The sequence below is a fragment of the Sphingomonadaceae bacterium OTU29LAMAA1 genome (genome assembly GCA_024072375.1).
GTDB lineage: Bacteria > Pseudomonadota > Alphaproteobacteria > Sphingomonadales > Sphingomonadaceae > Sphingomonas.
In genome coordinates this window covers 2,588,392-2,600,397 of the sequence record CP099617.1, presented here as the reverse complement: position 1 = coordinate 2,600,397, position 12,006 = coordinate 2,588,392, and the positions used below count along the sequence as shown (strand labels likewise).

Sequence of the window (12,006 nt, the reverse complement as noted above, 5' to 3'; positions counted from 1 at the left end):
CAAAACCACACTTGCCTGCCGCCGCTACACAGGGCGAGAGAGACGAGCAGGAGCCGCTTATGTCATCCACGCTGAACGAACTCGAACGCCGTCGCGCCGCTGCCCGAGCCGGAGGCGGCGAGAAGCGCGTCGCCGCGCAGCACGCCAAGGGCAAGCTGACCGCGCGCGAACGGCTCGACATCCTCCTCGACGAAGGATCGTTCGAAGAGATCGACATGTACGTCGAGCACAATTGCGTCGACTTCGGCATGGCGGACCAGATCATCCTCGGCGATGGCGTCGTCACCGGATCGGGCACGATCAACGGCCGGCTGGTCTATGTCTTCAGCCAGGATTTCACCGTCTTCGGCGGGTCGCTGTCCGAACGCCATGCGCAGAAGATCTGCAAGGTGATGGACACCGCGCTGAAGGTCGGCGCACCCGTCATCGGCCTCAACGACAGCGGTGGTGCACGTATTCAGGAGGGCGTCGCGAGCCTCGGCGGCTATGCCGAGGTCTTCCAGCGCAACGTGCTCGCCTCGGGCGTAGTGCCGCAGCTGTCGCTCATCATGGGGCCATGCGCGGGCGGTGCAGTCTATTCGCCGGCGATGACCGACTTCATCTTCATGGTGAAGGATTCGAGCTATATGTTCGTTACCGGCCCTGACGTGGTGAAGACGGTGACCAACGAGGTGGTGACGCAGGAGGCACTGGGCGGCGCAGTGACGCACACCACCAAGACCTCGGTCGCCGACAACGCCTTTGAAAACGATATCGAGGCGCTTCTGGCGGCACGCGACTTCATAGACTTCCTGCCCGCCTCGAACCGTGAGCCCGTGCCGGAACGCCCGACCGCGGATGCGTGGGACCGGCTGGAGCCGAGCCTCGACACACTGGTGCCGGCGTCGGCGAACCAGCCCTACGACATGCACGAGCTGATCCGTAAGACGGTCGACGAAGGCGACTTCTTCGAAACGCAGCCGGCGCATGCGGGCAACATCATTACCGGCTTTGGCCGGATCGAGGGGCGCACGGTCGGTTTCGTCGCCAACCAGCCTATGGTGCTGGCGGGTGTGCTCGACATCAATTCATCGAAGAAAGCGGCGCGGTTCGTCCGCTTCTGCGATGCGTTCGATATTCCGATCGTGACCTTCGTCGACGTGCCGGGCTTCCTGCCGGGCACGGCGCAGGAGCATAACGGCATCATCAAGCACGGCGCGAAACTGCTGTTCGCCTATGCCGAGGCGACCGTGCCCAAGATCACCGTCATCACCCGCAAGGCGTACGGCGGGGCGTACGACGTGATGGCGTCGAAGCACCTGCGCGGCGATCTCAACTACGCATGGCCGACCGCCGAGATCGCGGTGATGGGGGCCAAGGGCGCGGTCGAGATCATCTTCCGCGGGCGGACAACCGAAGAGATCGCCGAACGCACCGCGGAATACGAGGCGCGCTTCGCCAACCCCTTCGTCGCGGCGAGCAAGGGCTTCATCGACGAGGTGATCCAGCCGCATTCCACCCGCCGCCGCATCGCGCTGGGGTTGCGCAAGCTGAAGGGCAAGGCGCTGGAGAATCCGTGGAAGAAGCATGACAACATTCCGTTGTGACCTCGTCATTGCGAGCGCAGCGCAGCAATCCAGAGTTCCGCGCGTTGCCCTGGATTGCTGCGCTGCGCTCGCAATAACGGGAATAAGCGTATGACCCTCGGTCGCCTCAACCATGTCGGCATCGCGACGCCCTCGATCGCTAAGTCGATCGAAACCTACCGCACCCTGCTCAATGCCACCGTAATCGGCGAACCGTCCGACCTGCCCGCGCAGGGCGTGAAGGTGTGCTTCATCGATACGCCCAACACGCAGATCGAGTTGATCGAGCCCTATAACGACAGTTCGCCCATCGCCGGTTTCCTGCGCAAAAATCCGGCCGGCGGGCAGCATCACGTCTGTTTCGAGGTGCCGGACATCCACGCCGCCGTCGCCGACCTCAAAGCCAAGGGCGCGACGATACTCGGCGAACCCCGCATCGGCGCGCATGGCACCCCGATCGTGTTCGTGCATCCCAAGGATATGGGCGGCGTACTCGTCGAACTGATGGAGACGCCCGATGCCGGACACTGAAAAGGCGATCATTGAGACCAACACCGGCGAGGATAGCGGCGCGGTACCTGCGCTGCCCGCCACCCCCGAACCGACGCCGCGGCCGAGCCTCGCCGACTGGCAGGCCGCCGCCGCGAAGGAGGTGCGCGGCAAGGACCTGATCTGGCACACGCCGGAGGGGATCGACGTCAAACCACTCTATACCGCGGCGGATGCGCCGGTGGACCCCGGCCTGCCCGGTTTCGCGCCCTTCACCCGCGGCGTACGCGCGTCGATGTATGCGGGACGGCCGTGGACGGTGCGGCAGTACGCCGGCTTTTCAACTGCGGAGGAATCGAACGCCTTCTACCGCCGTAACCTGGCTGCGGGCCAGAAGGGGCTGAGCGTCGCGTTCGATCTCGCCACACACCGCGGCTACGACAGCGACCATCCGCGCGTCACCGGCGACGTCGGCAAGGCCGGGGTGGCGATCGATTCCGTCGAGGACATGAAGATCCTGTTCGACGGTATTCCGCTCGACCAGATGTCGGTCAGCATGACGATGAACGGCGCGGTGATCCCGATCCTCGCCTTCTTCATCGTCGCGGGCGAGGAACAGGGCGTCGATCGCAAATTGCTCGACGGGACCATCCAGAACGACATCCTCAAGGAGTTCATGGTCCGCAACACCTACATCTACCCGCCCGAACCGAGCATGCGGATCATCAGTGACATCTTCGGCTACACCAGCCGCGAGATGCCGAAGTTCAACAGCATCTCGATCAGCGGCTATCACATGCAGGAGGCGGGGGCGACGCAGCTCCACGAGCTCGCCTTCACCATCGCCGACGGCATGGAATATGTGAAATACGGCGTCGCCAGCGGATTGGACATCGACAAGTTCGCCGGACGGTTGAGCTTCTTCTTCGCGATCGGCATGAACTTCTTCATGGAGATCGCCAAGCTGCGCGCCGCGCGGGTGCTGTGGCACCGCGCGATGACGCAATTGGGGGCGCAGGACGAACGGTCGAAGATGCTGCGCACGCACTGTCAGACGTCGGGCGTGTCGCTGACCGAGCAGGACCCCTACAACAACGTTATGCGCACGACGATCGAGGCGATGGCGGCGATGCTGGGCGGCACCCAGTCGCTGCACACCAATGCGCTCGACGAGGCGATCGCGTTGCCGACCGACTTCTCCGCCCGGATCGCGCGCAACACGCAGATCGTGATCCAGGAAGAGACGGGGATGACCAAGGTCGTCGATCCGCTCGGCGGCAGCTATTACGTCGAGAGCCTGACGCAATCGCTGGTGGACGGTGCGTGGGAGATCATCGAGCGCGTGCAGGCCGAGGGCGGCATGGCGAAGGCGGTCGCGGCGGGCTGGCCCAAGGCGATGATCGAGGAAGCCTCCGCCGCCCGCGCGGCGCGCGTCGATCGGGCTGAGGACGTGATCGTCGGCGTCAACAAATACCGCAAGGCGGACGAGGACCCGATCGACATCCTCGACGTCGATAACGTCGCGGTGCGCGAGGCGCAGATTCGGCGTATCGAGCGGGTCAAGGCGACGCGCGACGACGCCGCCTGCCGCGCCGCGCTCGACGCATTGCGCGAGGGCGCACGGGGCAAGGAGAATTTGCTCGCACTTGCCGTCGATGCGGCCCGCGCACGCGCGACGCTGGGCGAGATCAGCAGCGCGATGGAGGACGTGTTCGGCCGCTTCGGCACGCAACCGACGCCGGTGAAGGGCATCTATGGCGGTGCCTATGCCGACGACCTGCGCTGGGAACGGCTGGCCGATGGCGTTGCGGCGACCGAACGCCGGCTGGGCCGCAAGCCGCGCATGCTGGTCGCCAAGATGGGGCAGGACGGCCACGATCGCGGTGCCAACCTCGTCAGCAGCATGTTCGGCGATCTGGGGTTCGAGGTCGTCCCCGGTCCGCTGTTCCAGACGCCCAAGGAAGCCGCGATCCTCGCGCTGGAGAGCGACGTCGATATCGTCGGCGCCTCCAGCCTCGCCGCGGGTCACAAGACGCTGATTCCCGAACTGATCGGCCACCTGCGCGATGCCGGCCGCGCCGATATCAAGGTGATCGCCGGCGGGGTCATTCCGGCGCAGGACTATCAGGCGTTGCGCGATGCGGGGGTGCAGGCGATCTTCGGTCCCGGCACCAACCTCATCAAGGCGGCCGAGGATGTGCTACGGCTGCTCGGCCACAATATGCCGCCACAAGAGGAGGCCGCCGCATGATCCGTTACCCCTTGCTCGCCGCGTTGCTGCTCGCCAGCCCGGCGATCACGCAGACGCAGGCGCAGATGAACCAGACCGCCGGTCGCCAGTATCAGGCCGCCGATGCCGCGATGACCCGCCAGTGGCAGCGCACCTATGCCTATATGAAGGGCCGCGACGCGCAGGATCGCTCGCGCGGGGGCGGCTTCGGCTATGCCGCAGCGACACTCGCCAGCCAGCGGGCATGGCTCCAGTTCCGCGATACGCAATGCGTGATCGAGGGCGGTGAATATGCCGGCGGATCGATGCAGTCGCTGGTGCAGGCGCAATGCAAGACCCGATTGACCAACGAGCGTACGACGCAGCTCGGCAAGCTTCTGTGGAAAAACCGATGACCCGTACCGACTGGACCCGCGATGAGATCGCGACGCTGTTCGACCTGCCGTTCGATGAGTTGATGTATCAGGCGCAGACCGTCCACCGCGCGCATCACGCAGCGGGTGAGGTGCAATTGTGCACGCTCTTGTCGATCAAGACCGGCGGCTGTCCGGAGGATTGCGGCTATTGCTCGCAGTCCGCCTCCGCCGAAAGCGGTGTCAAGGCGACCAAGCTGATGGACCCGCGCGCGGTGTTGCAGGCGGCGGCGCAGGCGAAGGATTCAGGATCGCAGCGCTTCTGCATGGGCGCGGCATGGCGCAACCCCAAGGACCGCGACATGCCCGCGATCATCGAGATGGTGAAGGGCGTCCGCCAGATGGGCATGGAAACGTGCATGACGCTGGGCATGCTGACGCCGGCGCAGGCGGGCATGCTCGCCGAGGCGGGGCTGGATTACTACAACCACAACATCGATACCTCGCCCGAGCGTTACGATCAGGTCATCACCACGCGGACCTTCGCCGAGCGGCTCGACACGCTGGAGCATGTCCGCGAAGCCGGGATCAACGTCTGCTGCGGCGGCATCGTCGGCATGGGTGAGACGCGCGACGACCGCGTCGGCTTCATCCATGCGCTGGCGACCCTGCCCCGCCATCCCGAGAGCGTGCCGGTCAATGCGCTGGTACCGGTGAAGGGCACAGTGCTGGGCGACATGCTGGCGGATACGCCGCTGGCCAAGATCGACGATATCGAATTCGTACGCACCGTTGCGGTCGCACGGATCACGATGCCGTTGTCGATGGTGCGGCTGTCTGCCGGGCGCGAGAGCATGGGCGAGGCGACGCAGGCTTTGTGCTTCATGGCCGGCGCGAACTCGATCTTCACCGGCGACAAATTGCTGACTGCAGACAACGCCGGCGACGACAAGGACGCCGCGCTGATGGCGAAGCTGGGGCTGGTGCCGATGGTCGCCGACGAACCGATGCGGGTCGCGGCGGAATAATGCCGACGTTGCTGCGGATCGGCGCGTTCCGTTTCTATTTCTATAGTCACGAACCGAACGAGCCGCCGCACGTCCAAGTCGATCGCGGCGAAGCGACGATCAAGGTCTGGCTGAACCCCGTCGAGGTCGCAAAAAGCCGTGGGTTCCGCGCGCATGAGATCAATGACATCCTGACCATGGTGGCGGAACACCGGGCGATGCTGGTGGAGAGATGGCATGAATATTTCGGCTAGGATCACCGACGAACGGGTGCTCGACGTCCGCTTCGACGACGCGAGCCTGATCGTCGACCTGATGGACGGGCGGACCATATCGGTCCCTCTAGCCTGGTATCCTCGCCTCCTCCACGCCACGCCCGATCAGCGCGAGACGTGGGAGAAGGCAGGGGCAGGCTACGGCATTCACTGGCCCGCTATCGATGAAGATCTTAGCACCGACGGACTGCTGCGCGGTGCTCCTGCCGTAACGCGCGCCGGCTGACGACGAGGAAAAACCAATGTTCAAGAAAATCCTGGTCGCCAACCGTGGCGAGATCGCCTGCCGGGTCATGCGCACCGCCAAAAAGATGGGGATCGCCACCGTCGCGGTCTATTCCGACGCCGATGCGCGCAGCCCCCATGTGCTGATGGCGGACGAGAGCGTGCGGCTCGGGCCGGCACCTGCCGCCGAGAGCTACCTCAAGGCAGAGCTGATCCTGCTCGCCGCCAAGGAGACGGGCGCGGACTGCATCCATCCGGGCTACGGCTTCCTGTCCGAACGCGAGAGCTTCGCGCGGGCCTGTGCCGAGGCGGGGATCGCTTTCGTCGGGCCGCCGCCCAAGGCCATCGCGGCGATGGGCGACAAGATCGAATCGAAAAAGCTCGCCAAGGCGGCGGGCGTCAACGTCGTCCCCGGCTATCTGGGCGAGATCGCCGATACCGACGAAGCCGTCCGCATCGCGTCCGACATCGGCTATCCGGTGATGATGAAGGCCTCGGCCGGCGGCGGCGGCAAGGGCATGCGGCTGGCGTACAGCGAACAGGACGTGCGCGAGGGCTTCGAGGCGACCAAGCGCGAGGGGCTCGCCAGCTTCGGCGACGACCGCGTGTTCATCGAGAAGTTCATCGAATCGCCGCGCCATATCGAAATCCAGGTGCTCGGCGACCAGCACGGCAACATCCTGTACCTCAACGAACGCGAATGCTCGATCCAGCGTCGCCACCAGAAGGTGGTCGAGGAGGCCCCTTCCCCTTTCGTCACGCCGGCGATGCGCAAGGCGATGGGCGAGCAGGCGGTCGCACTGGCCCAGGCAGTCGGCTATTATTCCGCTGGTACGGTCGAGTTGATCGTATCGGGTGCCGATACCACTGGTCAGGGCTTCTACTTCCTCGAGATGAACACCCGGCTGCAGGTGGAGCATCCAGTGACCGAGGAGATCACCGGGCTCGATCTGGTCGAACAGATGATCCGCGTCGCCGCCGGCGAGGCGCTGTCGATCCGCCAGGATCAGGTCGGCATCAACGGCTGGTCGATCGAGAATCGCATTTATGCCGAGGACCCGTATCGCGGGTTCCTGCCGAGCATCGGCCGGCTGGTCCGCTACAATCCGCCGATCGCGGCGACCACAGACGACGCACGCATCCGCGTCGACGGCGGGGTGGTCGAGGGCGGCGAGGTCAGCATGTTCTACGACCCGATGATCGCCAAGCTCATCACCTGGGCACCGACGCGCGAGGCGGCGATCGATGCGCAGATCGCGGCGCTGGACGCGTTCGAAATCGAGGGACCGGGCAACAACATCGACTTCCTGTCGGCGCTGATGCAGCATCCGCGCTTCCGCGACGGCGCCATCACAACCGGCTTCATCGCGGAAGAATATCCCGACGGCTTCCACGGCGCTCCGGCTGACACGGACCTCAAGCGCGCGCTGGCCGCGATCGCCGCCTTTGCCGCTACCGCGCATGCGGATCGCGCGCGGCGCGTCGATGGCCAGCTCGGCCGCCGCCTTCCGCCGCCGAGCCATTGGGGAGCGCGGATCGACGGGACGGATCATGTGGTGGAGGTGTCCACCGATGGCCTGATCGTGGATGGTGCGGCGCTGGACCTCGCGCTCGAATATACGCCCGGCGACCGGATGGTGGAGGCGGAGATCGGTGATCACCATCACTTCACCGTTCGTATCGCGCCGGTGCGCAGCGGCTTTCGCCTGACGACGCGCGGTGCCAGCCACATCGTGCGCGTGCTGCCGGCGCATGTGGCGCCCTATACGCAGCACCTGATCGAAAAGGTGCCGCCCGATCTGTCGAAATTCCTGATCGCGCCGATGCCTGGCCTGCTCGTCCGGCTAGACGTCTCCGCCGGCGACAATGTCGAGGCGGGCCAGCCACTTGCTGTCGTCGAAGCCATGAAGATGGAGAATATACTGAGGGCGGAAAAGACGGGGCGGGTGAAATCTGTGTCCGCCGTCACCGGTGACAGTCTGGCGGTCGATCAGGTCATTCTCGAACTGGAATGACGGCGCTTTAACCGTCGATTCGGCGGGATCGACATGCCGGTATGCGTCTCCTTGGCGGCGCAGCAGGAGCGGCGCGACTTTCCGCAACTGCAATATGCTGCAATAGTATACGATATTCAGCAGCACAGCGGGACAACGGCTTATGCGGATCACCATCGTCGGCGGCGGCATCATCGGCCTGTGCGCCGCCGTCGCGCTGCTTGTCGACGGGCATGCCGTAACGCTGGTCGACGCCGATCACACGCGTTCCGCGGCGTCATGGGGGAATGCGGGCCACCTCGCAACCGAACAGGTCGCGCCACTGGCATCGATGGTAGCCATACGCAGCGCGTGGCATCGCCGCTTCGCGAACGGCGGCGCGCTCGACCTGCCCCTGGCGCAGGTGCGGACGTGGCTTCCCTTCGTCCGCCGCTATCTGGCGGCGAGTGGCGCGGTGCGCTTTACGGCAGGTCGGCACATGCTGGCCGCTCTGATGGAGGATGCGCTGGCCGGCTGGCAGCGGATGGCGGCGGACATCGGCGATCCCGGACTGGTGAGATCGGATGGCCATTACGTCGTGTGGGAAAGCCCCGCCACGGCGCGGTCCGGCGAAGCTGCATGGGCCGCTGCGGATACGGGCGCCGCCACCCTTCGCCACGCGACCCTCGACGATGTGAAGCGGGTGGCCGCAATGATGGCGCACATGCCCGCCGGCATGATCCGTTTCGAGGGATCGGGCCAGATCGCCGATCCCGCTCGGCTCGCTATCGCCCTGGAAAGCGCGATCCGGACACGAGGCGGTATCATCGTCCGCGCTACCGCAGATCTGCGTATCGAACGGGGCGAAGCGTTCGTACCCGGCTTTCCCGCCGATCTCGTCCTGCTTGCCGCCGGTGTTGGCAGCGGATCGCTGATCGCGCGCGCGGGACATCGCGCGCCGTTGGTCGCGGAGCGCGGCTATCATATCCGCACTGCCGCCGATGACTGGCCTGAAGACATGCCGCCGATCGTGTTCGAGGATCGCTCGATGATCGTCACACGCTACGCCGATTGCGTACAGGCGGCGAGTTTCGTGGAATTCGCAGCGATCAACGCGCCTCCCGATCGACGGAAATGGGAGCGGCTGGAGCGTCATGTCCGCGAACTCGGCCTGCCCCTCGCCGGACCGTTTACGCGGTGGATGGGCGCCCGGCCGACATTGCCGGATTACCTGCCGGCGATCGGCCGATCACGCCGTATCGACAATCTGCTCTACGCGTTCGGTCACCAGCATCTCGGATTGACGCTCGCTCCCGTCACCGCCGGCATCGTCGCCGCGCTTGCGAGGGGGGATATGCCGGCTATCGATATCGCGCCGCTGACGATCGAACGGTTCGGCCGGGGATGATCCCGATAGTCGGGATCGCCTTGCGGCATTTTTCGCTATGTGCTGAAAAACTGGAGCGGGCGAAGGGATTCGAACCCTCGACCCCAACCTTGGCAAGCTGCCGCGATGGTCTCTCATAGTATAGCATACAACGTCATTTACCTTGTCGAGCGTACTGACGATTTTGCATGCAACATCATACTAACGCACCAAAGCTTAGTCGTTCGTTACCCCGGCCGTTACCCCGCATCCTGTTCAGGTTGTGCTCGGTAATTTATTTTACGAGGTTGCATGCTTCATCATGGCGTTGCATTTACATGCATGTCGCATGATGAATGTAGAACTGGATCGATAGAGGTGTTGCCAAACTAAAAATATTGATACTACTTAAATACCTGTTCCAACGGCGCAGGTTCATTATGCCCACTGTTCGCTTCACAAATAGATGGCTTCAAGCCGCATCGCTTACCCCTGCCGAAGGTCGCGCCGAGTATATCGACGGCCTCTGCCCTGGGTTGCACCTGCGAGTTACATCGTTAGGTGTACGGACGTTCTCCGTTATGTTTCGGCGCAACGGAAAGCTAACCCGAAAAACCCTAGGTCGCTTTCCGGTCGTCAGCTTGGCAAACGCCAGATTGTCCGCATTGGACGTCATGCGCAAAGCGCAGGAAGGTATCGATGCACGTGAACACCGGTCGCGTCAGGAAAGCACCCTAACGTACAGCGATCTAGTCGAAAGCTACGTCGAGAAGCACCTTAGGCCGAACGCGCGATCGTGGAGGAATGTCGCGAGCGGACTCCGCCATGCTAGGATGGACCAGTTCACAAAGCGCCGGGTTGCCGATATATCGCGCCGAGACATCATCGCCGTGATCGACGACATCGTTGCTGAGGGGAAACCGCAGGCGGCGATTAACCATCTTCGCCACTTGAAGATGATGTTCAATTGGGCGGCCGGTCGCGACATGATTGGCACCAACCCTTGTGACGGCGTCAAATCGCCAGGACGAACCACCGAACGAGACCGTGTGCTGTCCGATCACGAAATCGTCGCTGTTTGGAAAGCGACATCGAAATTGCCTGCGCCGTTCGGTGCCATGTACCGGATGTTCCTACTAACGGGACAGCGACGCAGCGAAGTCGCGACCATGCAGTGGCATGAGGTTGAAGGTACAATTTGGACCATCCCTCGTGAGAAGGTGAAGAAGGATCGACCCCACGCGGTACCACTTTCAAAATCTGCGCTGACGACGCTGGCGTCGCTGCCAAAGTACGGACCCGAGGCATATGTATTCAGCACTACCGGTGGCAATCGACCCAGCAGCAATTTTAACAAGGTTAAGCAGGAACTGGACCGGCTCTCTGGCACGGGTGGGTGGACGATTCACGACATTCGCCGCACAGTGAGAACCAAGCTTGCGGAGCTAGGCGTTTCTGAAATTGTCGCCCGTAAGGTGGTGAACCACGAGACGGGCAAGGTAGACCGCATATACAACCGGCATGGCTATTTGGATGAGAAGCGGAAGGCGTTAGCCAAATGGGAGACAAGGTTGCTATCCCTCGTGAGCCGCTAAGCGACAATATCGTCGTCGGCATGCCGTACATCGCTGAGACGGCCGAGGCACTGGCAAAGCGTCACGGCTTGGAGTCTAGCGCCGAGCTTGAAGAGCTTCTGGACCACCTCTTCGGTCTGTCTTGCCGCGATCAGGGCGAAAAGTCATTTGAACCTGATCGAATGGCGGAGCGGCGGTGCCAAGGTTACGCTCTGGCCAAGTTGATGCAGAAGGAAGCCGCTGCAATGCGTGCTGGCTTGGAACGGCTATATCGCGACTGGAACGCGTTCAATGAGCAGGTGCAGTTTGAGCCGGCCCTGCTGGAGGCAATTTTCAACGTCGATACTGGCGGCCCAGAGAACCTCTTCCTGCCGTCCGGCATCAGCAACCTCCAGACCCTGTTCCGCACGTCCTGTGACGATAGCGTAGGTGAGTTCCACGGGCAGCCGGTTGAGCCACTGGACCTTGACGCGCTCTCGGCTGACGCGCCCTGCCCGCCAGGATTGTGGGACGCCGTGGATCGACGGCTCGCAGCAATGGCAAATCTTGCGATCCGGGCACGGCTTCCGCGCGGGCCGGTGCCGAACATGGTCGTGCGCGGCGCCCTATCGTCATGTCGGCTGTATTGGGTAGGTGCTCATCAAACATGGTCGATGGCGGGGTTGAAGACCGCCGCGGTTCGGCAAGAGAACGTCGTCGCCTACCTTACTGGCAAGTGCGAAAAATTTGTTGCGGACGCGCTCACGATAACGGGCATCAAGTTCAACCTACCCGAGCTCCACAGCGCCTGGGAGACGATCGACGCCGCGGCGAGAAGCGCAGGTCGGCCGCATTCCGCTAAAGTAAGAGCCTGATCGTGGTATTTCTCTAGCCGCGAGTTGTTTGGACTGCCGCGGCGGACCCGCATACCTGGATTGCGTTCACGCAAGAAAGGACATGCACATGAACG

The 12,006-nt window shown here is 63.5% G+C and carries 11 protein-coding genes; all 11 read left to right on the top strand.

Going from position 1 to position 12,006, the window contains the following annotated elements; translation table 11 throughout:
• Window positions 1–59: 59 nt before the first annotated feature.
• Window positions 60–1,586, top strand: a complete 1,527-nt coding sequence (locus NF699_12650) for an acyl-CoA carboxylase subunit beta (GenBank protein ID USU03912.1) — start codon at window positions 60–62, stop codon at window positions 1,584–1,586.
• Between the two features lie 90 nt (window positions 1,587–1,676).
• Window positions 1,677–2,096 carry a methylmalonyl-CoA epimerase gene (gene mce / locus NF699_12645; protein ID USU03911.1) on the top strand — a complete coding sequence of 140 codons (420 nt, stop codon included), beginning with the start codon at window positions 1,677–1,679 and terminating at the stop codon, window positions 2,094–2,096.
• On the top strand, window positions 2,083–4,305 hold the full coding sequence (scpA, locus tag NF699_12640) for a methylmalonyl-CoA mutase (protein USU03910.1): 2,223 nt from the start codon (window positions 2,083–2,085) through the stop codon (window positions 4,303–4,305). Before mce ends, scpA begins: the two co-directional genes overlap by 14 nt.
• On the top strand, window positions 4,302–4,679 hold the full coding sequence (locus NF699_12635) for a lysozyme inhibitor LprI family protein (protein USU03909.1): 378 nt from the start codon (window positions 4,302–4,304) through the stop codon (window positions 4,677–4,679). Before scpA ends, NF699_12635 begins: the two co-directional genes overlap by 4 nt.
• Window positions 4,676–5,665, top strand: coding sequence for a biotin synthase BioB (gene bioB / locus NF699_12630; GenBank protein USU03908.1), 990 nt, complete (start codon window positions 4,676–4,678; stop codon window positions 5,663–5,665). Before NF699_12635 ends, bioB begins: the two co-directional genes overlap by 4 nt.
• On the top strand, window positions 5,665–5,898 hold the full coding sequence (locus NF699_12625) for a DUF4160 domain-containing protein (protein USU03907.1): 234 nt from the start codon (window positions 5,665–5,667) through the stop codon (window positions 5,896–5,898). Before bioB ends, NF699_12625 begins: the two co-directional genes overlap by 1 nt.
• On the top strand, window positions 5,882–6,145 hold the full coding sequence (locus NF699_12620; GenBank protein USU03906.1) for a DUF2442 domain-containing protein: 264 nt from the start codon (window positions 5,882–5,884) through the stop codon (window positions 6,143–6,145). Before NF699_12625 ends, NF699_12620 begins: the two co-directional genes overlap by 17 nt.
• 16 nt (window positions 6,146–6,161) lie before the next feature.
• Window positions 6,162–8,159, top strand: coding sequence for an acetyl/propionyl/methylcrotonyl-CoA carboxylase subunit alpha (locus tag NF699_12615; protein ID USU03905.1), 1,998 nt, complete (start codon window positions 6,162–6,164; stop codon window positions 8,157–8,159).
• 142 nt (window positions 8,160–8,301) lie between these two features.
• Window positions 8,302–9,525 (top strand): FAD-binding oxidoreductase, encoded by a 1,224-nt coding sequence (locus NF699_12610; protein USU03904.1) that lies wholly within the window; start codon window positions 8,302–8,304, stop codon window positions 9,523–9,525.
• Between the two features lie 791 nt (window positions 9,526–10,316).
• Complete coding sequence (locus NF699_12605) at window positions 10,317–11,078, top strand: site-specific integrase (protein ID USU03903.1); 762 nt, start codon at window positions 10,317–10,319, stop codon at window positions 11,076–11,078.
• Entirely contained in the window at window positions 11,042–11,911 is an 870-nt protein-coding gene (locus NF699_12600; protein USU03902.1) for a hypothetical protein, read from the top strand. Before NF699_12605 ends, NF699_12600 begins: the two co-directional genes overlap by 37 nt.
• Window positions 11,912–12,006 lie beyond the last annotated feature (95 nt).

Bases quoted from the DNA above. Each gene is read 5' to 3' on its own strand.
- NF699_12650 (USU03912.1), top strand. From the start codon at position 60: ATGTCATCCACGCTGAACGAACTCGAACGCCGTCGCGCCGCTGCCCGA.
- mce (USU03911.1), top strand. From the start codon at position 1,677: ATGACCCTCGGTCGCCTCAACCATGTCGGCATCGCGACGCCCTCGATC.
- scpA (USU03910.1), top strand. From the start codon at position 2,083: ATGCCGGACACTGAAAAGGCGATCATTGAGACCAACACCGGCGAGGAT.
- NF699_12635 (USU03909.1), top strand. From the start codon at position 4,302: ATGATCCGTTACCCCTTGCTCGCCGCGTTGCTGCTCGCCAGCCCGGCG.
- bioB (USU03908.1), top strand. From the start codon at position 4,676: ATGACCCGTACCGACTGGACCCGCGATGAGATCGCGACGCTGTTCGAC.
- NF699_12625 (USU03907.1), top strand. From the start codon at position 5,665: ATGCCGACGTTGCTGCGGATCGGCGCGTTCCGTTTCTATTTCTATAGT.
- NF699_12620 (USU03906.1), top strand. From the start codon at position 5,882: ATGAATATTTCGGCTAGGATCACCGACGAACGGGTGCTCGACGTCCGC.
- NF699_12615 (USU03905.1), top strand. From the start codon at position 6,162: ATGTTCAAGAAAATCCTGGTCGCCAACCGTGGCGAGATCGCCTGCCGG.
- NF699_12610 (USU03904.1), top strand. From the start codon at position 8,302: ATGCGGATCACCATCGTCGGCGGCGGCATCATCGGCCTGTGCGCCGCC.
- NF699_12605 (USU03903.1), top strand. From the start codon at position 10,317: ATGGACCAGTTCACAAAGCGCCGGGTTGCCGATATATCGCGCCGAGAC.
- NF699_12600 (USU03902.1), top strand. From the start codon at position 11,042: ATGGGAGACAAGGTTGCTATCCCTCGTGAGCCGCTAAGCGACAATATC.